This window comes from Streptomyces sp. NPDC044003, from assembly GCF_056435185.1.
Genome location: NZ_JBWKFA010000008.1, coordinates 161,666 through 186,824, shown reverse-complemented (window position 1 = coordinate 186,824; position 25,159 = coordinate 161,666). Strand labels below are relative to the sequence as shown.

General features: G+C 68.8%; 18 protein-coding genes. 12 read left to right on the top strand and 6 right to left on the bottom strand.

The genetic code is table 11. From position 1 onward, the window contains the following. Positions 1-91: 91 nt before the first annotated feature. The 5 genes from AC07AW_RS29160 to AC07AW_RS29140 all read right to left on the bottom strand — a co-directional run bounded on the left by AC07AW_RS29160 (position 92) and on the right by AC07AW_RS29140 (position 6,631). On the bottom strand, positions 92-2,161 hold the full coding sequence (locus tag AC07AW_RS29160) for an Hsp70 family protein (RefSeq protein WP_478818434.1): 2,070 nt from the start codon (positions 2,159-2,161) through the stop codon (positions 92-94). Next, positions 2,158-2,580, bottom strand: a complete 423-nt coding sequence (locus tag AC07AW_RS29155; protein WP_478818433.1) for a hypothetical protein — start codon at positions 2,578-2,580, stop codon at positions 2,158-2,160. The genes AC07AW_RS29160 and AC07AW_RS29155 overlap by 4 nt, the downstream gene beginning before the upstream one ends. A 270-nt stretch (positions 2,581-2,850) precedes the next feature. Then, a complete protein-coding gene (locus AC07AW_RS29150) occupies positions 2,851-4,542 on the bottom strand; it encodes a hypothetical protein (RefSeq protein ID WP_478818616.1) in 1,692 nt (563 codons plus the stop codon). Positions 4,543-4,694: 152 nt separating this feature from the next. After that, on the bottom strand, positions 4,695-6,224 hold the full coding sequence (locus AC07AW_RS29145; protein ID WP_392157315.1) for a helix-turn-helix domain-containing protein: 1,530 nt from the start codon (positions 6,222-6,224) through the stop codon (positions 4,695-4,697). Between the two features lie 50 nt (positions 6,225-6,274). Then, entirely contained in the window at positions 6,275-6,631 is a 357-nt protein-coding gene (locus tag AC07AW_RS29140) for a VOC family protein (protein WP_478818432.1), read from the bottom strand. 178 nt (positions 6,632-6,809) lie between these two features. On the opposite strand from AC07AW_RS29140, the gene AC07AW_RS29135 reads away from it, so the two are divergent. Beyond that, positions 6,810-7,388: a YcxB family protein gene (locus tag AC07AW_RS29135; protein WP_478818431.1), complete on the top strand. Its 579-nt coding sequence runs from the start codon at positions 6,810-6,812 to the stop codon at positions 7,386-7,388. A gap of 157 nt (positions 7,389-7,545) precedes the next feature. Next, positions 7,546-10,266: an aconitate hydratase AcnA gene (acnA, locus tag AC07AW_RS29130; RefSeq protein WP_478818430.1), complete on the top strand. Its 2,721-nt coding sequence runs from the start codon at positions 7,546-7,548 to the stop codon at positions 10,264-10,266. Positions 10,267-10,357: 91 nt separating this feature from the next. Here acnA and AC07AW_RS29125 read toward each other — a convergent pair whose 3' ends face one another. Further along, the gene (locus AC07AW_RS29125) at positions 10,358-11,293 is read right to left on the bottom strand and encodes an FG-GAP repeat domain-containing protein (RefSeq protein WP_478818429.1); all 936 of its coding nucleotides are present in this window, start codon (positions 11,291-11,293) and stop codon (positions 10,358-10,360) included. A 530-nt stretch (positions 11,294-11,823) separates the two neighbouring features. Here AC07AW_RS29125 and ngcE point away from each other — a divergent pair. The 10 genes from ngcE (at position 11,824) to AC07AW_RS29075 (ending at position 25,099) form a co-directional block, all read left to right on the top strand. Then, positions 11,824-13,266: an N-acetylglucosamine/diacetylchitobiose ABC transporter substrate-binding protein gene (gene ngcE / locus AC07AW_RS29120; RefSeq protein WP_478818428.1), complete on the top strand. Its 1,443-nt coding sequence runs from the start codon at positions 11,824-11,826 to the stop codon at positions 13,264-13,266. 107 nt (positions 13,267-13,373) lie between these two features. Beyond that, positions 13,374-14,303 (top strand): carbohydrate ABC transporter permease, encoded by a 930-nt coding sequence (locus tag AC07AW_RS29115; RefSeq protein WP_478818427.1) that lies wholly within the window; start codon positions 13,374-13,376, stop codon positions 14,301-14,303. Continuing rightward, positions 14,303-15,241, top strand: a complete 939-nt coding sequence (locus AC07AW_RS29110; protein ID WP_478818426.1) for a carbohydrate ABC transporter permease — start codon at positions 14,303-14,305, stop codon at positions 15,239-15,241. Before AC07AW_RS29115 ends, AC07AW_RS29110 begins: the two co-directional genes overlap by 1 nt. Before the next feature lie 162 nt (positions 15,242-15,403). Continuing rightward, positions 15,404-16,615 carry an ROK family transcriptional regulator gene (locus tag AC07AW_RS29105; RefSeq protein WP_478818425.1) on the top strand — a complete coding sequence of 404 codons (1,212 nt, stop codon included), beginning with the start codon at positions 15,404-15,406 and terminating at the stop codon, positions 16,613-16,615. A gap of 122 nt (positions 16,616-16,737) precedes the next feature. Beyond that, positions 16,738-17,802, top strand: coding sequence for a sugar ABC transporter substrate-binding protein (locus AC07AW_RS29100; RefSeq protein WP_478818424.1), 1,065 nt, complete (start codon positions 16,738-16,740; stop codon positions 17,800-17,802). 278 nt (positions 17,803-18,080) lie between these two features. Further along, positions 18,081-18,869, top strand: coding sequence for an ATP-binding cassette domain-containing protein (locus tag AC07AW_RS29095; RefSeq protein WP_015037000.1), 789 nt, complete (start codon positions 18,081-18,083; stop codon positions 18,867-18,869). After that, positions 18,866-20,155, top strand: coding sequence for a sugar ABC transporter permease (locus AC07AW_RS29090; protein ID WP_478818423.1), 1,290 nt, complete (start codon positions 18,866-18,868; stop codon positions 20,153-20,155). The genes AC07AW_RS29095 and AC07AW_RS29090 overlap by 4 nt, the downstream gene beginning before the upstream one ends. A 210-nt stretch (positions 20,156-20,365) precedes the next feature. Further along, positions 20,366-22,285: a 1-deoxy-D-xylulose-5-phosphate synthase gene (gene dxs / locus AC07AW_RS29085; protein WP_478818422.1), complete on the top strand. Its 1,920-nt coding sequence runs from the start codon at positions 20,366-20,368 to the stop codon at positions 22,283-22,285. Positions 22,286-22,405: 120 nt separating this feature from the next. After that, complete coding sequence (locus AC07AW_RS29080; protein WP_478818421.1) at positions 22,406-23,920, top strand: amino acid permease; 1,515 nt, start codon at positions 22,406-22,408, stop codon at positions 23,918-23,920. Positions 23,921-24,019: 99 nt separating this feature from the next. Then, entirely contained in the window at positions 24,020-25,099 is a 1,080-nt protein-coding gene (locus tag AC07AW_RS29075) for a PLL family lectin (RefSeq protein WP_478818420.1), read from the top strand. Positions 25,100-25,159 lie beyond the last annotated feature (60 nt).

Here is a 25,159-nt window from a genome sequence, read left to right as displayed (position 1 = left end):
CAATCCCGCTGGGAGCGTATATCTTCGCCTGCTGAAGTTGACGGCGTCAATCCGTTGACGCCGTCAACGCGTGTGTAACGTGCTCGGAGTGTCACCTACGTTGGCTGGATGTCGCCGGGTTGGGTACGCGTCGGTTGAAGACCCACACACCCTGCGACTGCGTGGCCCCCATGACTCGCCCGGAGATGCGTAGCCACGGATTCGCCTTCTGGAATGGCGCGAAGTTGTCGTTCGAGACGATGATTCCGCCGACCTCTTCGGCGATGCTGATCACCAGCGCGTCACCCCGGCCCTCGGTACCGGCCGGGGGCTGTACGACGGTGCCGTCAGCGATGGCCGTCTCCACGAGAGGCCGTTCCTCGGGGGATACGTCATGGCGCAGGCTGGCATCGACCACCACATGGATGTCGCGGTCTGCGTGCTTGAACCGCAGCGAACGGACCGCCGCCTGCAACGCCGCAAAGCTCGGCCTGCCGCCCGCCGTACGCGGCGGCCGACCGTTCCACGCGAGATTGGAGCCGTCGATGACGAGCGGTGCCGACGCCGTGACCGCGCCGGCCGGCGCGGGGGAGGAGCTGGGGCGAGTGGGCTTGGGCACGCCGTCGCCCTGGCCCCGGGGGTTGACCTGCTGGGGGTGGGTCGGTGTGGTCGCGGGCCGCGAGGCCGGCGCGAGGGCACGCAACCGGTCGAGTTCTCTCGTCAACTCCGGCAGGACGTTCCCGTCCCCGAACACCTTCACCTCGTCGTCGAGGACGACCTCGCCGGTCTTCTGCAAGGTCGCCTTTACCGTCAGCAGGCCCTCCTTGCTGTAGGTGTACTCCAGATCGAAGACACCGTCCTCGGCCCCGCACCGCCGGGGGTAGGACAGGATCAGGTCGGTCAGTTTGACGTTGTCCGGGTGATCGACCTCGCGGTCGGGGTCGCCCTCCCAGACTTCGACGGTCAGCTGGGAGAGATTGTCCTTCGTCGGCTCGTACGACTTCACGCGCTGCTGCGGAAGCCGCTGGTTCCGGTCGATGACGGAACTGAAGCTCCGCCTTCCTTCGCGGTCCTTGGTGACCGTGCCCAGAGCATGCGTGTTGACCACCCGGATGATGCTCTTCAGCTCGCCGTCCATGGCGGCGGCACTGATGGCCGCTCCCTCGGCCACTGCGGTCATCGGGTTGCACAGGGCGCTGTCCACGAGTTCGCAGTCGAGCGCCTCCGAGACCGCCGCGCGCACGGCGGGAATCTGGCTGCTGCCGCCGATCATCAGCACTGCGGTGAGGTCCTGCGGATCGATCCGGGCCTGCTCCAGGCACTCCTCCACCGGGTCGAGCGCACGGCTGATGAGGTCCTGTATCGCCTCGGAGAACTCGTCCTGTCCGATCTCGACGGTGACGTCGTCGGGCGTCAGGACGCGTACCGACTCCTGATGGGAGAGCAGGATCTTGGCCCGCTCGATCTCCAGGGCGAACATCCGCTTCTCGGAGTCGCTCCATCGCCCCCGCGCCGGTGCCCGATCGAGGACCATGCGGCGCAACCGCTCGTCGATCTCCAGGCCACCGAGGCGGTTGACACCTCGGCTCGCCTTCTCGTCGAAGAATCCGTCGTCGTGCAGGAGAAGGGTGGCGTCCATGGTGCCACCGCCCCAGTCGAAGACCAGGAACTCGCCGTCGGCCTCCATCTCGTGCGCGTACGCGATCGCGGCTGCGGTCGGCTCGTTCAGAAGGGTGCGGACCGTGATCCCCGCGGCGCGCGCGGCCTCACGGGTCCGGAAGCGGGCCGCTCCGGTCGCATTGGCAGGAACGGTGACGACGGCCTCGCGGATCTCGGTGGCGGCCTCTTCCTCCGCCGCCCGCGCGATGGCGTGGAAGACGCCGGCGGCCGCGGTGGTCGCGGCGAACCGTTCACCGCCCAGCATGACGAACGGTTCCTCGCGCAGCATCCGTTTGCACGCCTCGACGGCCTGCTCGGAACGGAGCTTCGCCTCCCAGCCGAACAGAGTGCCCGGCCGCAGGGAGCTCGTACCGACGACCGACGGGTACAGCTGCTCGAAGCCTTCACGCCGCCAGTTCGCGTCCAGCCCCTGCCCGCCGATCTCCAGCACCTCGACGAATTCGCCGTTCCACTGGGCGGCGACCGAATTTGTGGTCCCGAAGTCGATTCCGGCTGCCGTCATGCTTCCTTCCCCACCTTCATGCCCGCCTGCCCGGCGACACGTCGCAACTGACCGGCGAGTATGACCTTTCCTGTCAACTCGTCCACATACGCCGGACTCAGCAGCTCGAAGGCGTTCCCCTCGCCCTCGGTCACCACGAACCGGTCGCTCTCCTCGGGCTCTGTGACCCGCAGCAGCCGAAGTTCCCGCAGGTGCTCCGTCATCGCCCCCTCGACGGTGTCGCGGTTGTCTCCCGCCCGGGACCAGAGAAGTGCGTCGATCTCGGCGAGACGTCCGGCGAACTGTGCGCGGGTACGGAACTCGTCCAGGACCGCCCTGCGCACCGCCGCGGTGAGCGCGCCGGCCGGGGGCACCTCGTCGGCCCCGGCAGCCTCCAGTGCCTCCGGCACGCGGGCGGCCACTCCCTTGATCACCGTCATCGCGTCGATCGGGTCAGGGCGGGGCGACGCTTCGACGGCCCTCTTCTCCGCGGGCTGGACCGAAGCGTCCCTACGTCGCTCCCTGCGGCGCTTCAGTCCTCCGGCCTTGTGCACCGGCGGCGAGCTCTTCGTGCCGGGCTGTATCTGGCCGCATGCGGGGCACGGGCGGTGCGGCCGCTCCCTCTTGGGAAGGTTCTTCTTGGGAGACATCAGATCCGCTCTGCTTCGTTCGGTTCGGGATCGTGGGTCAGATCGACGGCGTCGACGGGGTCATCGCACGGAATGATGGCGGTCGAGGCGCGGGGCGGTGGTCCGGAAGTCGTCCAGGAGCTCGACGGCGGCACGGGCGCGGATGGCCTCCAACTCGCCGCCGCTCGTCACCGGAGTCCGGCGCGGCAGGGCCTCCAACGGAGGCACCAGATGCCGTGGCACTTCGGAGGGCATGACGTATCGGGACCGGTCGAGCGGCAGCTGGTAGAAGACGTCCCAGCCTGCGTCCCCACGCAGGGCGTTCTGGAGGCGCCCCTCGGCCCTGTTCAGGTCCGACTGAGCCTTGGTGTCGCCCTCGTGCTGCCGGTACAGCTCCCGGCAACGTTCTTCCCAACCATCAGCCCCATGCTCCAGGCCGATGTCGAGAAAGGGATTGCTGAACGGATCGCGGCCGTTCTTGTTCGTCCCTCTCCAGGCGCGAAGCAGCCGGAGGTTGAGTTCGGCGACGGATCCGCCCTGAGCCGCCGCCGCCTCGGCGCTCTCCATGGCGGCGTCGAGAAGCTTGCCTCGTCCGGAGGGGGAACTGATCCGTTCGCTCTGCGCCACGGCCGCGTACGCCGCCAGGGCATGGGCCTCCTGGATCAACTCTGCCGGGACCTTACGGTTGTTCTTGGCCAGGGTGAGAGAGCGAGCCTGTTCGGCCGCGGCCTCCGGATCACCGGACTTCACAAGGTCATAGGCACGGTTCAGGGCGACAAGGGCGTAGAACGGACTCCGGCCGGCGTCGACAGGACCGGTTGGGCGCCACAAGGTGGCCAGCAGAGCCCAGAGCCCCCGATCCTCGGCCAGAGCCCGTGGCCACTGCCCGAGCAGTGCACCGGACCTGAGGTCGCGCAGCTCGATCTGCTGGGCACGGGGCAGAGCCGCGTCGAGTGCGTCCATGGCCGTCACGTCGCCGTCCATGACGACGTCGTACAGCAGGTCCCACACATCGTCCGGTTCCTGTCGGACAAGTGTCCGGCCGTGCCGGAAGGAACGCTGGCGCAGGTACGCCTGCCAGCCAAGGCGTTCGGCCTGTTCGGTGGTGATGTCGGCAGGGGCGAGACGGGCCTGCAGATAGAGCCCCTCGTTCTCGTCTCGTCCTTCCCATGGCGCGTCCTCGGCCATGAGGCCACCATGGTCGATCAGATCGTCGACGACGGACAGGGGCGCCCATGCGAGGAGCTCGTCGAGGAACCGGGTCGGCACGGGTATCGCGCCGCGGGTGGCCGCAGTCACGAAGAGACTGAAGGCCGGCCCGCCCGACACTGCGTGGGAACGCGTGCTGACGAGGTCCAGGCCGGGTGCCGTCGAGCACAGCACGCTGCACCGCTCGAGACCCGGCTCGTTGAGCCATCGCACACCGACGGCCCAGAGGCTCCTCAGGTGACCGAGGACCGACTCCGGCGGCAGGAGGCTCAGGCCCGAACGCACCGCGGGCAGCAAGGTCTCGCGGTTCGGATCGCCTTCGACGGCCTGTGCAAGGACAGCCCGGTCAGCCTCGGACCCCCCAGTGGTGGCCGCGATCTCCGTCAGCATGGCCAGTACGGCTTCGACCGCCTCGCTGCCCCCGACGCCGAGCCAGCGCCACTTGCGCTGGACGAAACCGCTCACGCCGGAGGATTCCTTGTTCTCCCGGCGTTCGCGCACACGTTTCAGGCGTTCTTGTTCGGCAGCTTTGGCCGCTTGGCGAGTGGCGACTGGGTCCGTCATGTCGTACACCCCGACAGATTATCCGGGTGATCAGGCAATCAGTACGGCCTCGTGCACATCGTGATCGGGGACGGAGACCGGATGCCGTCCCTTCCTCACGAGCCCACGGCGGGTCACGTGGGGAAGGGGTGGCAGCGGCCTCTGAAAGGGACTCAGATGTCCCGGAAGATCTCGATCTGCGCGCCAATCGAGTTCAGGCGCTCCGCCAGGTCCTCGTAGCCGCGGTTGATGACGTACACGTTGCGGAGGACCGACGTGCCCTCCGCCGCCATCATCGCGAGGAGAACGACGACCGCCGGGCGCAGGGCCGGGGGGCACATCATTTCGGCGGCTCGCCAGCGGGTGGGGCCCTCGACCAGGACGCGGTGGGGGTCCAGGAGCTGGAGGCGGCCGCCGAGGCGGTTGAGGTCCGTGAGGTAGATGGCGCGGTTGTCGTAGACCCAGTCGTGGATGAGGGTCTTGCCCTGGGCCGTCGCCGCGATCGCCGCGAAGAAGGGGACGTTGTCGATGTTCAGGCCCGGGAACGGCATCGGGTGGATCTTGTCGATCGGGGCTTCGAGTTTCGAGGGGCGGACCGTGAGGTCGACCAGGCGGGTGCGGCCGTTGTCTGCCGCGTACTCCGCCGAGCGGTCGTGGTCGAGGCCCATCTCCTCCAGGACCGCGAGCTCGATCTCCATGAACTCGATCGGGACACGGCGGATGGTCAGTTCGGATTCCGTGACGACCGCCGCGGCCAGGAGGCTCATCGCCTCGACCGGGTCCTCCGAGGGGGAGTAGTCCACGTCCACGTCGATCTGGGGGACGCCGTGGACCGTCAGGGTGGTCGTGCCGATGCCGTCCACCCGTACGCCCAGCGCCTCCAGGAAGAAGCAGAGGTCCTGGACCATGTAGTTGGAGGAGGCGTTGCGGATGACCGTCACGCCGTCGTGCCGGGCCGCGGCGAGCAGCGCGTTCTCCGTGACCGTGTCGCCCCGCTCGGTCAGGACGATCGGGCGGTCGGGGGAGACCGAGCGCTCGACCTGGGCGTGGTAGATGCCCTCGGTGGCCGTGACCTCCAGGCCGAAGCGGCGCAGCGCGATCATGTGCGGCTCGATCGTGCGCGTACCGAGGTCGCAGCCGCCGGCGTACGGCAGCTTGAAGCGGTCCATCCGGTGCAGCAGCGGGCCGAGGAACATGATGATCGAGCGGGTGCGGATCGCGGCCTCGGCGTCGATGGACTCCATGTCGAGCTCGGCCGGCGGCACGATCTCCAGGTCCACGCCGTCGTTGATCCAGCGGGTGCGGACGCCGACGGAGTTGAGGACCTCCAGGAGCCGGAAGACCTCCTCGATGCGGGCGACGCGGCGCAGGACGGTGCGGCCCTTGTTGAGGAGCGAGGCGCAGAGCAGTGCGACACAGGCGTTCTTGCTCGTCTTGACGTCGATCGCGCCGGAGAGGCGGCGGCGGCCGACGACCCGGAGGTGCATGGGGCCGGCGTAGCCCAGTGAGACGATCTCGCTGTCGAGGGCTTCGCCGATGCGGGCGATCATCTCAAGGCTGATGTTCTGATTGCCGCGCTCGATCCGGTTGACGGCGCTCTGGCTCGTGGCCAGCGCCTCGGCGAGCTGCGTCTGCGTCCAGCCACGGTGCTGCCGGGCGTCACGGATGAGCTTGCCGATGCGTACGAGGTAGTCGTCTGCCATGGCGTCACGTTATCTCAGATATGAGATGGTGATCGACATCGGGTGGGCCGTCAGGGTGAATCGCCGAGGGCGGTCGGGTGACGCGGTTCGTACAGGGGGAGTTCGGTGCCGCTCGGCAGTCGTACGGCCGCGAGCAGGCCCCAGCCCTGGTCGGTGATGGCCCGTGAGATCTCCGCGCCCCGGTCCTCCAGGGTCGTCAGGGTCTGGGTGAGGTCGTCGCACATGAGGTAGACCTCGTGCTTCGGCTCGCCGTCCGTCGGGTGCACCGCCACCTCCGCCGGCGGCAGCTTGAAGATGAGCCAGCCGCCTCCGGCGTCCACGTGCTCGAAGCCGACGACGTCCTTGAGGAAGGCCCGGTCGGCCTCGGCATCCCGGGTGTAGAGAATCACGTGCGCGCCGCTGAACATGGTCCGATCGTCGGCCGCGCGATCCGCCGCGGCAATCGGACCGCGTCCGTACGGGGCCCGCCCGCCGGGCCACGCAGGGGCAGGGCCCGCCGCGGCAATCGGACCGCGTCCGTACGGGGCCCGGCCGCCTGACCACGTCGTACGGGGCCCGCCCCGGCCGGGGCTAGGATCTGCCGCCATGCACATGGGTGGGGATCACATACAGGACACGGCCGCGCGAGACACCGCCGTCGCCTTCGTCTACACGCCGACCGAGGCCGACTACCGGTCGGCCGTCCGGCGCTTTTCCTTCGGGACGTTTTCCGGACTCGCGGGGCTGCTCGTCCCGGTGGCCGTGGGTGTGCTGCTCGCGTACTTCTACGCGTGGCGCAAGGGCTTCTCGCCCGCCACGTCGGCCGTGGTGGGCGTCTGCGTGCTGGTCGCCACGGGCGTGATCATCCTTCGGACCCTGGCGCGCGTCGCGCGCGAGCAGCACTCCGGAATGGCTGATTACGGAACCTGTACGACCGTCGTCGGCGACGACGGGATGACCACCACCGGTGGCGGTCTCACCAGCACCATCGACTGGCAGGCCTTCCCCCGGTACATCGAGACCGACGAGCTGTTCGTCTTCATGCCCAGGCGCATGCGCATCTACTTCGTCCTGCCCAAGCGCGGCGCCGCGGACCCCGCCGACGTGGACCGTGTGCGCGCCGTCCTGGCGGCGGCGAACCTTCGGCGCCTTCGGGGCATGCCAGGCATGACCGGGCGGCGGTGATGTACTAGAGTTATCTCGACATCGAGATATCTGCCGAGGCGCACCGCTGCCGCCACCCTGGTAAGGGATACCTAACTTAGCCTTACCTTAGCGGATCGACGACGTGTACGTGGCGGCAGGATGTGGTGAAACGCGCACATATATGAAGGAGACTGTCGTGTCGGCGAACAGCTTCGACGCCCGCAGCACGCTGCGCGTGGGCGACGAGTCGTACGAGATCTTCAAGCTGGACAAGGTCGAGGGCTCCGCGCGCCTCCCTTACAGCCTGAAGGTCCTCCTGGAGAACCTGCTCCGCACCGAGGACGGCGCGAACATCACCGCCGACCACATCCGGGCCCTCGGCAACTGGGACTCGCAGGCTCAGCCGAGCCAGGAGATCCAGTTCACGCCCGCCCGCGTGATCATGCAGGACTTCACCGGCGTGCCCTGCGTCGTCGACCTCGCCACCATGCGTGAGGCCGTCGCCGCGCTCGGCGGCGACCCGGCGAAGATCAACCCGCTGTCCCCGGCCGAGATGGTCATCGACCACTCCGTCATCGCCGACAAGTTCGGCACCAACGACGCCTTCGCGCAGAACGTCGAGCTGGAGTACGGCCGCAACAAGGAGCGCTACCAGTTCCTGCGCTGGGGCCAGACCGCGTTCGACGACTTCAAGGTCGTCCCGCCGGGCACGGGCATCGTCCACCAGGTCAACATCGAGCACCTGGCCCGCACGGTCATGGTCCGCAACGGCCAGGCGTACCCCGACACCCTCGTCGGCACCGACTCGCACACCACCATGGTCAACGGCCTCGGTGTGCTCGGCTGGGGCGTCGGCGGCATCGAGGCCGAGGCCGCGATGCTCGGCCAGCCGGTCTCCATGCTCATCCCGCGCGTCGTCGGCTTCAAGCTGACCGGCGAGCTGCCCACCGGCACCACCGCCACCGACCTGGTGCTGACCATCACCGAGATGCTGCGCAAGCACGGTGTCGTCGGCAAGTTCGTCGAGTTCTACGGTGAGGGCGTCGCCGCCACCTCCCTCGCGAACCGCGCCACCATCGGCAACATGTCGCCGGAGTTCGGCTCCACCGCCGCGGTCTTCCCGATCGACGACGAGACCCTGAACTACCTCAAGCTCACCGGCCGCTCCGAGCAGCAGGTCGCGCTCGTCGAGGCGTACGCCAAGGAGCAGGGCCTCTGGCTCGACCCGGCCGCCGAGCCCGACTTCTCCGAGAAGCTGGAGCTCGACCTCTCCACGGTCGTCCCGTCCATCGCCGGCCCGAAGCGCCCGCAGGACCGCATCATCCTCGCGAACGCCGCCGAGCAGTTCAAGAGCGACGTCCTCAACTACGTCTCCACCGCCGACGAGGCCGAGCTGGAGTCCTTCCCGGCCTCCGACGCCCCGGCCAACCACCCGAACGGTGGCGCCCCGTCGAACCCGGTCCAGGTGACCGCCCCCGACGGCACCACCTACACGATCGACCACGGCGCCGTCACCGTCGCCGCGATCACCTCCTGCACCAACACGTCGAACCCGTACGTGATGGTCGCCGCCGCGCTCGTCGCGAAGAAGGCCGTCGAGAAGGGCCTGACCCGCAAGCCGTGGGTCAAGACCACCCTCGCCCCGGGCTCGAAGGTCGTCACCGACTACTTCGACAAGGCGGGCCTCACCCCGTACCTCGACAAGGTCGGCTTCAACCTCGTCGGCTACGGCTGCACCACCTGCATCGGCAACTCCGGCCCGCTGCCGGAGGAGGTCTCCAAGGCCGTCAACGAGCACGACCTGGCCGTGACCTCGGTCCTCTCCGGCAACCGGAACTTCGAGGGCCGCATCAACCCCGACGTCAAGATGAACTACCTGGCCTCCCCGCCGCTGGTCGTCGCGTACGCCATCGCGGGCTCCATGAAGGTGGACATCACCAAGGACGCCCTCGGCGTCGACCAGGACGGCAAGGCCGTCTACCTGGCCGACATCTGGCCGTCGGAGGCCGAGGTCAACGACGTCGTCGCCAACGCCATCGGCGAGGACATGTTCAGCAAGTCCTACCAGGACGTCTTCGCGGGTGACGCCCAGTGGCAGTCGCTGTCGATCCCGACCGGCAGCACCTTCGAGTGGGACGCCGAGTCCACCTACGTCCGGAAGCCCCCGTACTTCGAGGGCATGACGATGGAGACCACCCCGGTCACCGACATCACCGGCGCCCGCGTCCTGGCCAAGCTGGGCGACTCGGTCACCACCGACCACATCTCCCCGGCCGGCGCCATCAAGGCCGACACCCCGGCCGGCAAGTACCTCACCGAGCACGGTGTGGAGCGTCGTGACTTCAACTCCTACGGCTCGCGCCGAGGCAACCACGAGGTCATGATCCGCGGCACCTTCGCCAACATCCGCCTGCGCAACCAGATCGCGCCGGGCACCGAGGGCGGCTTCACCCGCGACTTCACCCAGGCCGACGCGCCGGTGTCGTTCATCTACGACGCCTCGCAGAACTACCAGGCCGCCGGCACCCCGCTGGTCATCCTGGGCGGCAAGGAGTACGGCTCCGGTTCGTCCCGCGACTGGGCCGCCAAGGGCACCGCGCTCCTCGGCGTCAAGGCCGTCATCACCGAGTCGTACGAGCGCATCCACCGCTCGAACCTCATCGGCATGGGCGTCCTGCCGCTGCAGTTCCCGGCCGGCCAGTCGGCCGACTCGCTCGGCCTGACCGGTGAGGAGACCTTCTCCATCACGGGCGTCACGGAGCTGAACGAGGGCACCACGCCGAGCACGGTCAAGGTCACCACCGACACCGGTGTCGAGTTCGACGCGGTCGTCCGCATCGACACCCCCGGTGAGGCGGACTACTACCGCAACGGCGGCATCATGCAGTACGTGCTCCGCAACCTGATCCGCGGCTGACGCATCGGGTGAACGGCAAGGGCCCCGCTCCTCTTCCGAGGAGCGGGGCCCTTTCGTTCTTCACACGCGCCGTCTCACGACGGAGCGAGGATCAGAACATCATGCGGTAGGTGTTCCAGCCGCTGGTGCCGATGACGACGCGCGGTGCGAACGGCGCGGCCGCGTTGCCGGTGCCGGAGTAGCGGTAGAGCTTGCCGGCGCCGTCGCGGGCGACGAAGTCGGCGCGGCCGTTGCCGTCGAAGTCGAGGTCGCCCACACCGAGGATGGTGTTGTAGACGCCCCAGCCGGCACCGATCTTCGTGCGGGCGGAGAACGGCGCCGCGTAGTTGCCCGTGCCCTTGTACAGCCACAGGACGCCGGAGCCGTCGCGCGCGACGATGTCGGCCTTGCCGTCACCGCTCAGGTCGCCGACGCCGGCGATCTGGTTGTAGATGCCCCAGCCGGCACCGACCTTGGTACGGCTGGTCAGCTTGCCGTTGCCGTAGCCGAGGTAGATCCACAGCACGCCGGACGAGTCGCGGGCGATGATGTCCGCGGCGGTACCGCCACCGAGGGTGCCCGGCGACAGCACCTTGTTGTAGATGTTCCAGCCGCCGCCGACGTTCACGAGCTCGGTCGAGGCGGACTCGCCGGCCGCGTAGGACAGGTAACCGGAGGTGTTCCAGCCCCAGAGGTCGTCGGCGAGGCCGTCGCCGTCGTTGTCCGCCTGCTGGGCCCACTTGGCGGCGCCCCAGGTGTTGTTGGCGTACTGGCGCGCCTCGTAGCCGCCCGAGCCGTTGGGCTCGTAGTAGTAGAGGTTCGAGCCCGAGACGCCCTGCAGGAACCGGATCTCGGCGTCGGCCGAGGTCTCGGCGGCAGCGGCGGTGGAGGCCGCCGGCGCCGAGATGGAGGGCTTGATCGCCTGCGGGGTGGCCGGCGCGTCCGCCGCGACCGCGGCGGTGGTCGTGCCCACCAGGGCGGCGGTTATCGCCGCGACCGTGACACGGGACAGGATGCCCGTGCGGTTCAGGCCAGAAGAGTTGGCCACGTAGAACTCCAGATCCGTATGGAATGAGGCAGGTCCCGCCACGCGCCCGTGCCGGAGGCAGGGGGCGGCGGGGACCTCTATGATCCCGGATCCTCCTCACGAGATCTTCACCGGGCAACTGGTTTGTGACACAACTGTTTCGATGGCGATCATATGTCCCAATTGCCCCTTCTCTCCCGCGTGCTGCCGTCCACTCGCGCCGCGGGTCCGGGGGGTGGGGTGCCCCTGATGCCGTGTCAAGGGTGTTGCGTCGCGAATGGTTGGACGAAACGCCGCAGATCCAGCGTGCTTATCCCGGAGGTCTCAACTCGGGAAAGATGGTCGTGCAAACCTGGTTTCGATCTTGCTCCCGTGAAGGGAAGTGGACTATACCTGTCGGCGTCCAGCCAGTCGGAGCAATCCGGCGACGGCCCGACGCGTGCACGACCCGGCTGCAATTGACCGCGGTGGCGGGGCCCTTCGCCTGTGGCGAGTGAGAAACGGGCGACCGGTACACCGCCTGAGTCCTGAATGAAGGCGAGGACTTGAGCATGGGATCCACCTCCGCACACAACGGTGAGGGCCTCGGCCGTCGCGATCTGATCAAGCGTTCCGCCGCTATCGGTCTGATCTCCGTACCGACGATGGGCTTCCTGTCCGCCTGCGCGAGCAGCGGCGACAGCGGCAACCAGAAGGTCGAAAAGGGCACGAAGTCCGAAAAGAACCCGCTCGGGGTGAACGAGCAGGCGCCGATGGAGTTCGTCCTCTTCGACGGCGGATTCGGACAGCAGTACGCCAAGGACGCGATCAAGGTCTACGAGACGAATTATCCCAAGGCGACGGTCAAGTTCACGCCGACCCAGAAGATCACCACCACGCTGCAGCCGCGCTTCAACGGCGGCACCCCGCCGGACCTCATCGACAACTCCGGCGCCGAGCAGATGGACATGGGTGTCCTCGTCGGCCAGAAGCAGCTGATGGACCTCACCCCGCTCCTGGACGCGCCGTCCATCGACGACCCGAAGAAGACGGTCCGCGACACCCTGCGGCCCGGCATCGTCGAGATGGGCCAGTTCGAGGGCGACCCGATGTGGATCATGTACTACGCGTACACGGTCTACGGCGTCTGGTACTCGCAGAAGCTGCTCGACTCCCTCGACGCGAAGTACCCCGAGACCTGGGACGAGATGCTGGCCGTCTGCGAGAAGGCCAAGAAGAAGGGCATCGCGGGCTGGACGTACGCCGGCAAGTACCCGTACTACGTCCCCTTCTCGCTCTACCCGATGATCGGCAAGGTCGGCGGCCGCGAGGTCCTCGACGCCATCGACAACCTGGAGCCGAAGGCCTGGGAGCACCCCGCGGTCAAGGCGTGTTTCGAGGCGTACTACGAGCTGGTCAAGAAGGGCTACATCCTCCAGGGCACGCCCGGCCTCGACCACATCCAGTCGCAGACCGCCTGGACCGAGGGCAAGGCGCTGTTCATCCCGAACGGCTCCTGGGTCGAGAACGAGGCCGCGAAGACCATGCCGGCCGACTTCAACCTGGCCGTCTCCGCCCCGACCGGCATCGACTCCTCCGACAAGATGCCCTTCGGCACCATCTGGGCCTCCGGCGGCGAGCCCTTCATCGTCCCCGCGAAGGCGAAGAACCCGGAGGGCGGCCTGGAGCAGCTGCGCATCATGCTCAGCGAGGCCTCCTCCAAGAACTTCACCAAGTCCGTGAAGTCCCTGACGGCCTTCAACGGCGGCACCGACGGCATCGAGCTGACCCCGGGCCTCAAGTCCGGTGTCGCCGCCCTGGAGAAGGCCGGCCAGAACGTCGTCAACCCGCGCCTCCAGGACTGGTACGTCGCCCTCCAGAAGGAGAAGATCGGTGTCGCCGGCCTCGGCGAGATGATGGCCGGCCGCGCGACCCCGGCCGAGACGATCAAGAAGATCCAGAAGTACGCCGACGAGGCGGCCAAGGACTCGAGCATCAAGCACTACAAGCACTGACGCACAGTGCCGGGGCCCCTTCCCGCCGACCGGGAGCGGGCCCCGGCTCCTTCGCGCGCGGCACCAGCGGCGCGCGCCTGGCGCGGGAAAGATCGGGGTCGGTAGGAATGCAACACGGCAAGTACCGTTTCATCGTGGGGTTCCTGGCGGTCCCCCTCGCGCTCTACGCGCTGTTCGTGATCTGGCCGTTCATCCAGGCCATCTACTACTCGTTCACGGACTGGACCGGGCTGAGTCCCGAATTCGGCATGGTCGGATTCGACAACTACAGCCGAATGCTGGACGACGAGGTCTTCTGGAAATCGGTCCAGCACAGTCTGACCTTCGCGGTGGTCCTGCCGCTGGTGACCGTGGGGCTCGCGCTTTTCTTCGCCTTCATGCTCAATGTCGGCGGTCGGCGCCGCAAGGGTGCGGCGATCTCCGGTGTGCGCGGTTCCTCGTTCTACAAGATCGTCTATTTCTTCCCGCAGGTGCTGTCGATCGCGATCGTCGCACTGCTCTTCCAGTTCGCGTACAACCCGAACAGCGGAGCCATCAATTCCGTATTGAAGGGTGTCGGTCTCGGCAGCATTCAGCCGGACTGGCTCGGTGATCCGAACCTCGCCCTCATCTGTGTGATGGTCGTACTCGTCTGGTCCACGGTCGGATTCTTCGTCGTCCTCTTCTCGGCCGGCATGGCGTCCATTCCGAGGGACTTCTACGAGGCGGCCCTGCTCGACGGCGCGAACCGCTTCACAACCTTCTTCAAGATCACCCTGCCGCTGCTCTGGGACACCGTGCAGTCGGGCTGGATCTACATGGGCATCCTCGCGCTCGGCGCGGAGTCCTTCGCCGTCGTGCAGATCATGACCGTCGGCCCCAACGGCGGCGGGCCCGACTTCTCCACCATCGTCCTTCCGCTGTACGTGTACCAGAAGGCGTTCCGGGACGGTCAGGCCGCCTACGCAACGACCATCGGTGTCGCGCTCCTCCTCGTCACGCTCGCCTTCGCGGCCGTGGTGATGAAGCTGGGCCGGCGCGAGCGGCTGGAGTTCTGATGAAGACGACCGACACTGCCTCCACCGGCGTCGAGACCCCCGGCTCCCCGGCCGGACCGGGACCCGCGGTCACCAAGACGGCGGCGCCCGCCCCGCGCAGGACCGCCAAGGCCGAGGGCGCGACCCTCAACGTCTTCTCGCACGGCGTCCTGATCATCTGGGCGATCATGGTCGTCACGCCGCTGCTCTGGGCGGTCATGACCTCCTTCAAGAGCGACAAGGCGATCTTCACCTCGCCGTGGGCGCTGCCCGACAAGCTGCACTTCGAGAACTGGCAGCGCGCCTGGACCGAGGCGCACATGAGCGACTACTTCCTGAACACCCTCCTGGTGGTCGGCGGCTCGCTCCTCGGCACGCTCCTCTTCGGCTCGATGGCGGCCTACGTGCTGGCCCGCTTCGACTTCCCGGGCAACCGCTTCATCTACTTCCTCTTCATCGGAGGGATGAGCTTCCCGATCATCCTGGCGCTCGTGCCGCTCTTCTACGTCATGCAGAACATGGCCCTGCTGAACACGCTGCACGGCCTGATCCTGGTCTACATCGCGTACTCGCTGCCGTTCACCGTCTTCTTCCTCACGGCCTTCTTCCGCACCCTGCCGACCTCGGTGGCGGAGGCGGCCTTCGTCGACGGCGCCTCGCACACCCGGACCTTCTTCCAGGTCATGCTGCCGATGGCGAAGCCCGGCCTGATCAGCGTCGGCATCTTCAACTTCCTCGGCCAGTGGAACCAGTACCTGCTGCCGACGGTGCTCAACACCGAGCCGGAGAACAAGGTGCTCTCGCAGGGCCTCGTCCAGCTGGCCGTCAGCCAGGGCTACAAGGGCGACTGGTCCGGCCTCTTCGCCGGCCTCGTGATGGCGATGCTCCCGGTCCTCGCCGCGTACATCATCTTCCAGCGGCAGGTGGTGGCCGGCCTGACCGCCGGCGCCGTGAAGTAACCCCGCCGTCGCACTCCGCAGGGCCCCCGGCGCACCCGCGCCGGGGGCCCCGCGCGTGGTGTGACCCTCGCCCTCCGACACTCAAGGTCTTGACGGGGACCAAGCCGAAAGAGTCCCCTTAGAGTTCACATGTTGGAGAAAACGGTGGGAGTGAGTGAGTCGATGGAGACTCCGGGGTCGCAGACGTCTCTGCACAGGGCCAATCTCGAACGGGTCGTCCGGGCGGTACGCATGGCCGGCTCGCTCACCCAGGCGGAGATCGCCCGGGCGACGGGCCTCTCCGCCGCCACGGTCTCCAACATCGTGCGGGAGTTGAAGGACGGCGGCACCGTCGAGGTGACGCCCACCTCCGCGGGCGGCCGCCGCGCCCGCAGCGTCTCGCTCTCCGGCGACGCCGGCATCGTGATCGGCGTGGACTTCGGCCACACCCACCTCCGGGTCGCCGTCGGCAACCTCGCCCACCAGGTGCTCGCCGAGGAGGCCGAGCCGCTCGACGTGGACGCCTCCGCCGCCGAGGGCTTCGACCGGGCGGAACAGCTGGTCAAGCGGCTGATCCGGGCCACCGGCATCGGCTACGACAAGGTGATCGGCGTCGGCCTCGGCGTGCCGGGACCGATCGACGTCTCCTCCGGGACCCTCGGCTCGACCTCGATCCTGCCGGGCTGGAGCGGCATCAACCCCGCGGAGGAGCTCTCGGGCCGGCTCGGTGTCCCCGTGCACGTCGACAACGACGCCAACCTGGGCGCGCTCGGCGAGCTCGTCTGGGGCAGCGGCCGCGGGGTCAAGGACCTGGCGTACATCAAGGTGGCCAGCGGTGTCGGCGCCGGACTCGTCATCGACGGCCGGGTCTACCGGGGGCCCGGCGGCACCGCGGGGGAGATCGGGCACATCACCCTGGACGAGTCGGGCCCCGTCTGCCGCTGCGGCAACCGCGGCTGCCTGGAGACCTTCACCGCCGCGCGGTACGTGCTGCCGCTGCTCCAGCCGAGCCACGGCCCCGACCTGACCATGGAGCGGGTCGTCCAGCTGGCCCGCGAGGGCGACCCCGGCTGCCGCCGGGTGATCGCCGACGTCGGACGGCACATCGGCAGCGGCATCGCCAACCTCTGCAACCTCCTGAACCCCAGCCGGGTGGTGCTCGGCGGCGACCTCGCCGAGGCCGGTGAGCTGGTCCTCGCGCCCATCAGGGACTCCGTCTCGCGGTACGCGATCCCCAGCGCCGCCCGGCAGCTCTCGCTGGTCCAGGGGGCCCTCGGCGGGCGCGCCGAGGTGCTCGGCGCCCTCGCCCTCGTACTGAGTGAAATGGGCGATTCGACCCTGTTGGAGAGTGCGCTGCCCGCAGCTGCTCCGGCCTCGCGGCTTGCCTTCACTTAGATAACGAACACCGTCGTTGTCATCTCGTTAAGGATTTACTTCTTGACGTTAACGTTGCAGCCGAGTTGACTTCGGGACACCTCGGCCGCAACGTCGCGGCCTCGTCAGGGAGGCAACCCCACATGAACGCAGTGACGCGTCGCGCCGTCATAGCCACGGCCGCGGTCTCGATGGCCCTCTCGCTCGCCGCCTGCGGTAAGGCCGGCGGCGACGACAGCGGCGACAAGGGCAGCTCGACCAAGATCGGTCTGCTCCTGCCGGAGAACAAGACCTCGCGCTACGAGGCTCTGGACAAGCCCCAGTTCGAGAAGGCCGTCAAGGCCGCCTGCTCCGACTGCGAGATCGTCTACAACAACGCGGTCTCCGACGTCGTCAAGCAGAAGCAGCAGTTCGACCAGCTGATCGCCGACGGCGTCAAGGTCATCGCCCTCGACCCGGTCGACGCCGCCAAGGCCGAGGGCTGGGTCAAGGACGCCAAGGCCAAGGGCGTGAAGGTCGTCGCGTACGACCGTGCCGTCCCGGGCGCCGACGCCTACGTCAGCCACGACAACAACAAGGTCGGCGAGCTCCAGGGCCAGGCCCTGCTGACCGCGCTCGGCGCGAAGGCCGCCACCGCCAACGTCGTGATGATCAACGGCGACGAGAAGGACCCGAACGCCGCGCTGTTCAAGAAGGGCGCCCACACCGCGCTCGACGGCAAGGTCGGCAAGATCGCCTACGAGGCCTCCGGCGAGTGGGACCCGAAGGTCGCGGGCGAGAAGATGTCCGCCGCGATCTCCTCGGTCGGCAAGGACAAGATCGGCGCCGTCTACTCCGCGAACGACGGCATGGCCGGCGGCATCATCACCTCCCTGGAGAACGCCGGCGTCAAGGACATCCCGGTCGGCGGCCAGGACGCCGAGGTCGCGGGCATCCAGCGCATCATCGCCGGCACCCAGACCTTCACCATCTACAAGTCGCCGCTCCAGCTGGCCCCCGAGGCCGCCAAGTTCGCGGTGAACCTGCTCAAGGGCAAGGAGCTCGGCGCCCAGGGCGAGACCGACGGCGTGCCCTCCACGCTCTTCGCCCCGGTCGTGGTCGACAAGACCAACATCCAGTCCACGGTCGTCAAGGACGGCATCTACAAGGCCGCCGACCTCTGCACCGCGGACCTCGCCGCCAAGTGCAACGAGCTGGGCATCAAGTAACCCCGGCTCCGCCCCGCCGGGCCCTGAAGGGTCCGGCGCCACGGATCCCGTACGTCCGCCTTCCGCGAGAGCGCCGCACCGCCCCGCGTACAGAGGGTGAAGACCCCCGGTAACAAGGCCGGTGTACGACGAACGGATCCGTCCCCCAGCCCGTCCGGCCCCCGGCCGACCCAGACCCCGCTGTCGGTCCGGGGGCCGGACGAGCCCAGCCCCCCTCGAAATCTTCGGCGCCGCACGACGGCGCGACATGCCGTCGCCCCCCTCGGGCGGCGAAGGAGTTGGTTCACGTGTCCCAGACGCCCGTGCTGGCGTTGCGCGGGATCTTCAAGCGATTCGGAGCGGTCCAGGTCCTCTCCGGTGTCGATCTCGAAGTCCACGCAGGAGAGGTCGTCGCGCTCGTCGGCGACAACGGAGCGGGAAAGTCCACGCTGGTCAAGACGATCGCCGGCGTGCACCCCATCGACGAGGGCGTCATCGAGTGGGAGGGCGAGCGCGTCGAGATCCAGCGGCCGCACGACTCCCAGAACCTCGGTGTCGCGACCGTCTACCAGGACCTCGCGCTCTGCGACAACCTCGACGTCGTCGCCAACCTGTTCCTCGGCCGCGAGATCAAGAAGGGCGGCGTCCTCGACGAGGTCGCCATGGAGAAGCGGGCCAAGGACCTGCTCTCCACGCTCTCCATCCGCATCCCCAGCGTCCGCATCCCCGTCGCCGCGCTCTCCGGCGGCCAGCGCCAGGTCGTGGCCATCGCCCGTGCCCTGGTCGGCGACCCCAAGATCGTGATCCTGGACGAGCCCACCGCCGCGCTCGGCGTCGAGCAGACCGCCCAGGTCCTCGACCTGGTCGAGCGGCTGCGCGAGCAGGGCCTCGGCGTCATCCTCATCAGCCACAACATGGCCGATGTGAAGGCCGTCGCCGACACCGTGGCCGTGCTCCGCCTGGGCCGCAACAACGGCACCTTCCCGGTGGCCACCACCACGCACGAAGAGATCATCGCCGCGATCACCGGTGCCACGGACAACGCCGTGACCCGCCGCCAGGCCCGCAACGCGGAGGTAGCCAAGTGAGCACCACCCCCAGCACCTCCGAGGACACCGTGCCCGAGCCCCGCACCGAGCCCCCGACCTCCGCCGCGGTCCCCGCCGTCGACCCCCGCCTCCTCGTCCGCGAGCAGGGCTTCAAGGGGTACGTCGACGAGTTCAAGCGCAAGATCCGCTCGGGTGAGATCGGCTCGCTGCCCGTCGTCGTCGGCCTGATCGTCATCGGCGTCGTCTTCCAGGCCCTCACCGGCAACTTCATCACCTCGTACAACCTCGACCAGATCACGCTGTACGCGGTCGGCCCCGGCATCATGGCCGTCGGCATCGTCTTCGTCCTGCTGCTCGGCGAGATCGACCTCGCCGTCGGCTCCGTGGCGGGTCTCGCCGGCTCGGTCTGGGGCGTGCTCGGCACCGACATGCCCGACGGCCTCGCCATCCTCCTCGGCATCCTGTCCGGCACCCTGATCGGCGCCTTCCACGGCCTGGTCTTCGCCAAGATCGGCGTGCCCGCCTTCGTCGTCACCCTCGCCGGCTTCCTCGGCTGGGCGGGTCTGCAGACCTGGGTGATGGGCGACCGGTCGACCATCCCCACCCCGATCGGCAGCTTCGTCGGCGACCTCACCAAGTACTACTTCTCCGACGTCGCCGCCGCGTACGGCCTCGCCGTGGTCGTCGTCGCCGCCTTCTACCTCGCCCAGCTGCGCGACTCCCGCCGCCGCAAGGCCGCCGCGCTGCCGCACCGCCCGCAGAGCGAGATCATCCTGCGCACCGCCGTCCTCGCGGTCCTGGTCCTCGTCGCCGCGTACGGCTTCAACCAGGAGCAGGGCCTGCCGCTCTCCCTGGTGATCTTCCTGGTCATCCTGCTCGTCACCGACTTCGTCCTGCGCCGCACCACGTACGGCCGCCAGGTCTTCGCGGTCGGCGGCGGCATCGAGGCCGCCCGCCGCGCCGGCATCAACGTGTCGTGGATCCGGATCTCGGTCTTCATGATCTCCGGCACGATGGGCGCCATCGGCGGTCTCTTCCTCGCCTCCGCGACGGGCGGCGCCGACCGCTCCCTCGGTGGCGGCAACCAGCTGATGATGTGCATCGCCGCCGCGGTCATCGGCGGCACGTCCCTGTTCGGCGGACGCGGCAAGGTCTGGTCGGCGCTCCTCGGCATCCTGGTCATCCAGTCGATCGTCCAGGGCCTCAACCAGATGAACCTGTCCTCGAACGCCATCCAGTACATGATCACCGGAGCGGTCCTGCTCATCGCCGTGATCATCGACTCGGTCTCCCGCCGCACGCAGAAGACCGCGGGCCGCGCGTAACACCCGTCACAGCAGCCCGGCACCGGGAAACCGGTGCCGGGCACTGCTGCGTCCGGAGCAGTGCACGCGCGCGTACAGGGCCGTACAGATCAGCGGCTTGTCGGCCGTGCGGGTGACGCCTCACCCCCCGGCCCGATGCCCACGATCCAAGACGGAACATTAGACTCGACAAATCGGCAAGCTCGACCAGCTCAAAGCAAGGAGGAACGGGTGGCTCTGCTGACCCGTATCAGGGGACCGCGAGATCTGGACCGGCTCTCCCCGGAGCAGCTGGACCAGCTGGCCGACGAGATCAGGACGTTCCTCGTGGACGCCGTCTCCAAGACCGGCGGGCACCTCGGCCCCAACCTCGGTGTGGTCGAGCTGACCATCGCCCTGCACCGGGTGTTCGACTCCCCGAAGGACAAGGTCCTCTGGGACACCGGCCACCAGAGCTATGTCCACAAGCTCCTCACCGGACGCCAGGACTTCTCGAAGCTCAAGATGAAGGGCGGCCTCTCCGGCTACCCCTCGCAGGCCGAGTCCCAGCACGACGTCATCGAGAACTCGCACGCCTCCACCGTCCTCGGCTGGGCCGACGGCCTGGCCAAGGCGAACGAGGTCCTGAAGAAGGACGACCACGTCGTCGCCGTCATCGGCGACGGCGCGCTCACCGGCGGCATGGCCTGGGAGGCGCTGAACAACATCGCCGCCGCCAAGGACCGCCCGCTCGTCATCGTCGTCAACGACAACGAGCGCTCCTACGCGCCCACCATCGGCGGCCTCGCCAACCACCTGGCCACCCTGCGCACCACCGACGGCTACGAGCGCTTCCTCGCCCGCGGCAAGGACATCCTGGAGCGCACCCCGGTCGTCGGGAAGCCGCTCTACGAGACCCTGCACGGCGCCAAGAAGGGCCTCAAGGACTTCATCGCCCCGCAGGGCATGTTCGAGGACCTCGGCCTCAAGTACGTCGGCCCCATCGACGGCCACGACATCGAGGCCCTGGAGTCCGCCCTCACGCGCGCCAAGCGCTTCGGCGGCCCCGTGATCGTCCACTGCCTCACCGAAAAGGGCCGCGGCTACCAGCCCGCCCTCCAGGACGAGGCCGACCGCTTCCACGCCGTCGGCAAGATCCACCCCGACACCGGCCTGCCCATCGCCTCCTCCGGAGCCGACTGGACCAGCGTCTTCGGCGAGGAGATGGTCGCGCTCGGCAAGGAGCGCGAGGACATCGTCGCCATCACCGCGGCCATGCTCCAGCCCGTCGGCCTCGACAAGTTCGCCAAGGCCTTCCCCGAGCGGGTCTTCGACGTGGGCATCGCCGAGCAGCACGCCGCGGTCTCCGCCGCCGGCCTCGCCACCGGCGGCCTCCACCCGGTCTTCGCCGTGTACGCGACCTTCCTCAACCGCGCCTTCGACCAGGTCCTGATGGACGTGGCCCTGCACAAGTGCGGCGTCACCTTCGTCCTGGACCGGGCCGGTGTCACCGGCACCGACGGCGCCTCGCACAACGGCATGTGGGACATGTCGATCCTCCAGGTGGTGCCCGGCCTGCGGCTCGCCGCCCCGCGCGACGCCGACCAGGTCCGCGCCCAGCTCCGCGAGGCCGTCGAGGTCACCGACGCCCCGACCGTGGTCCGCTTCTCCAAGGGCGCGGTCGGCCCGGCCGTCCCCGCGCTGCGCCGCGTCGGCGGCATGGACGTGCTCCGCGAGCCCGGCAGCGACCAGCCGGACGTCCTCCTGGTGTCCGTGGGCGCCCTGGCGCCCATGTGCCTGGAGATCGCCGACCTCCTCGACCGGCAGGGCATCTCCACGACGGTCGTCGACCCCCGTTGGGTCAAGCCCGTCGACGAGGCTCTCGCCCCGCTCGCCGAGCGCCACCGGGTCGTCGTCACCGTCGAGGACAACAGCCGTGTCGGCGGTGTCGGCTCGGCCGTCGCCCAGGCGCTGCGCGACGCCGGTGTCGACGTACCGCTGCGTGACTTCGGCATCCCGCCGCGCTTCCTCGACCACGCCTCCCGCGGCGAGGTCCTGGCCGAGATCGGCCTGACGGCCCCGGACATCGCCCGCCAGGTCACCGGCCTCGTGTCGCGGCTCGACGGACGGTTCGAGAGCAGCGCGCAGGCCGTGGAGCCCGCCCGCGACTGACGGACCCCCGTCACTCGGCGTCACCATTGGGCCGGTCGGCTCACTCTTCGGAGTGCCGACCGGCCCTTTCGCGTGCATTCTGACCAGAGGGCGGGCAGCCCCATGGCAGGGAGGTGCGACGTGAGTTTGGACCAGCAGCCACGCGCCAATACCGGATTGTTCCGGACGAAGTCGGTCGAGCAGTCGATCCGCGACACGGAGGAGCCGGAGCACGCGCTCCGGAAGTCCCTGTCGGCCTGGGATCTGACGGTGTTCGGCGTCGGTGTCATCATCGGCACCGGCATCTTCGTCCTCACCGGCAAGGTCGCCAAGGAGAACGCGGGGCCGGCCACCGCCCTCGCCTTCGTCGCCGCGGGCATCGTCTGCGCCCTGGCGGCCCTGTGCTACGCCGAGTTCGCCTCGACGGTGCCGGTGGCGGGATCGGCGTACACCTTCGCGTACGCCTCGATCGGCGAGCTGCCGGCCTGGATCATCGGCTGGGACCTGGTCCTGGAGTTCGCCCTCGGTACGGCGGTGGTGGCCGTCGGCTGGTCCGGTTACGTCAGATCCCTGATGGACAACATCGGCTGGCACCTGCCGGCCTCGCTCGAAGGTCCGGACGTCACGGGCGGCAGCTTCGACATCCTGGCCTTCCTGCTGGTCCTCGTGCTGACCGTGGTCCTCGTCCTCGGCATGAAGCTCTCCGCCCGGATCACCGCGGTCGTCGTCGCGATCAAGGTGACCGTCGTGATGATCGTGATCGTCGCGGGCCTGTTCTTCATCGTCGGCGACAACTACGACCCGTTCATCCCGCCGGCCGTCAGCCCGCCCGGCGGTACCTCCGGCTGGGACTCCCCGATGCTCCAGCTGATCTTCGGCTACGAGCCGACGAACTTCGGCGTCATGGGCATCTTCACCGCCGCCTCCGTCGTCTTCTTCGCCTTCATCGGCTTCGACGTGGTCGCCACCGCCGCGGAGGAGACCAAGCTGCCGCAGCGGGACATGCCCCGCGGCATCCTCGGCTCCCTCCTCATCTGCACCGTGCTGTACGTGGCGGTCGCCCTCGTCGTCACCGGCATGGAGAAGTACACCGAGCTGTCCACCAGCGCCCCCCTCGCCGACGCCTTCAAGGCGGCGGGACACCCGTGGTACGCGGGCGTGATCAGCTTCGGCGCCGCCGTCGGCCTCACCACGGTCTGTCTGATCCTGCTGCTCGGCCAGACCCGCGTCTTCTTCGCGATGAGCCGCGACGGCCTGCTGCCGCGCTTCTTCTCAATCACCCACCCCCGGTTCAAGACCCCGTACCGGCCGACCATCCTGCTCGGTGTGATCATCGCCATCGTCGCCGGCTTCACCAGCATCAACGAGCTCGCGACCCTGGTGAACATCGGCACCCTCTTCGCCTTCGTCGTCGTCGCCCTCGGCGTCATGGTGCTCCGCCGCACCCGCCCCGACCTGCACCGCGCCTTCCGCACCCCGTGGGTGCCCGTGCTGCCGATCCTCTCCATCGCCGCCTCCGTCTGGCTCATGCTCAACCTGCCCGGCGAGACCTGGTTCCGCTTCGCCGTATGGATGGTGATCGGCTTCGTCGTGTACTTCCTGTACGGGCGCAGTCACAGCCGGCTCGGGCGGGAGGGCCGCGATGCCAAGTACTGAACGGGTGAGGCCGTAGGCGCGGGGGAGACCGTCCGGGAGGGCGACTACAGTCGGTTCGTACCCGAACTCCTCCCGACGACCGGAGTGCTGGATCCCCTCATGGCGAATCGATCCCAGGCCCCCAACGACCGTTCCCAAGGCCCCGCCGCCCCCGTGCTCCAGGGCGGCTGGCTGACCAGAGGGGAGGAGGGCCGGTTCAGCGCCTACCTGCCCCGGGACGGCGAGGTGGTGCGCTGGACCGAGGAGCCCGGAGGCGGCTGGAGCGGCCCCGTCTCCCTCGGCGGCGACAGTCTGACCCCCTTCCTCGCGGTGGGCCAGGGCGCCGACCGGTACGTCCACCTCGTCGGCGTGCGGCCGACCGGCGGGGACGAGGGACACGTCGAGCTGGTGCACGCGGTCCAGTTCCAGACGGGCCGTCCCGCGGCCGCCTGGCGGTCCCTCGGGCACTCGAACGGCAAGTCCCCCTGGACGGGCCACCCCGCGGTCGCCGTGGACGCCCTGGGCCGCGCCTACGTCTTCGTACGGAACGGGGGCGGCGGCCTCAGTGTGCGGGCGCAGAAGGACGCGGGCGGCTGGCACCCCTGGTGGGACCTGCTCGGCTCCAAGACCGACCCCTCGCCGGTCGCCGTCACCAACGGCTCCGGCTTCGTCGAGCTGTACAGCTCGCACGCCAAGGGCCTCGTCCGCTACGTCCAGCGCGAGTCCGGGGCCAAGCCGATCCGCGAGGAGCTGCTGCCCGCCTCGGTGACCATGGGCACCCTCGCCGCCGTCACCGGCCCCTCCGGGCACGTCACGCTCTTCTACCTCGACCAGGAGGGCCAGGTCATGGCCTGGTCGCCGGAGCGCGAGCTCGCGCCGACGCCGCTGGGCAAGGCGGTCGGCGACGGACGCCTGTCCGTCACCCGCTGTCTCATCGACGGCTTCGACTGCACCGTCCTCGCCCAGCAGTCCGAGGACGGCCGGCTCGCCCTCGCCGCCTACCCCAGCGAGCAGGAGGCGGAGGGCCTGAGCTGGTCGGAGACCGGGGAGCGGCAGGCGAACCTGGCCGCCGTGCTCACCCGGGGCCTCGACGGCGGCCTGGTCGCGATGACCGTGGCCGACGGCCGCACCCCGGTCACCACCCGTCAGAAGGTGGGGGCCGACGGCCTGCTGCTCGAAGGCTGGCGCTCCATAGGGTGACGCCGCCCGCCCACACGGGAAACGGCCCCGGCACCTGTGCGAGGTGCCGGGGCCGTCGTC

Bases quoted from the DNA above. Each gene is read 5' to 3' on its own strand.
- AC07AW_RS29160 (WP_478818434.1), bottom strand. From the start codon at position 2,161: ATGACGGCAGCCGGAATCGACTTCGGGACCACAAATTCGGTCGCCGCC.
- AC07AW_RS29155 (WP_478818433.1), bottom strand. From the start codon at position 2,580: ATGACGGTGATCAAGGGAGTGGCCGCCCGCGTGCCGGAGGCACTGGAG.
- AC07AW_RS29150 (WP_478818616.1), bottom strand. From the start codon at position 4,542: ATGACGGACCCAGTCGCCACTCGCCAAGCGGCCAAAGCTGCCGAACAA.
- AC07AW_RS29145 (WP_392157315.1), bottom strand. From the start codon at position 6,224: ATGGCAGACGACTACCTCGTACGCATCGGCAAGCTCATCCGTGACGCC.
- AC07AW_RS29140 (WP_478818432.1), bottom strand. From the start codon at position 6,631: ATGTTCAGCGGCGCGCACGTGATTCTCTACACCCGGGATGCCGAGGCC.
- AC07AW_RS29135 (WP_478818431.1), top strand. From the start codon at position 6,810: ATGCACATGGGTGGGGATCACATACAGGACACGGCCGCGCGAGACACC.
- ngcE (WP_478818428.1), top strand. From the start codon at position 11,824: ATGGGATCCACCTCCGCACACAACGGTGAGGGCCTCGGCCGTCGCGAT.
- AC07AW_RS29115 (WP_478818427.1), top strand. From the start codon at position 13,374: ATGCAACACGGCAAGTACCGTTTCATCGTGGGGTTCCTGGCGGTCCCC.
- AC07AW_RS29110 (WP_478818426.1), top strand. From the start codon at position 14,303: ATGAAGACGACCGACACTGCCTCCACCGGCGTCGAGACCCCCGGCTCC.
- AC07AW_RS29105 (WP_478818425.1), top strand. From the start codon at position 15,404: ATGGAGACTCCGGGGTCGCAGACGTCTCTGCACAGGGCCAATCTCGAA.
- AC07AW_RS29100 (WP_478818424.1), top strand. From the start codon at position 16,738: ATGAACGCAGTGACGCGTCGCGCCGTCATAGCCACGGCCGCGGTCTCG.
- AC07AW_RS29075 (WP_478818420.1), top strand. From the start codon at position 24,020: ATGGCGAATCGATCCCAGGCCCCCAACGACCGTTCCCAAGGCCCCGCC.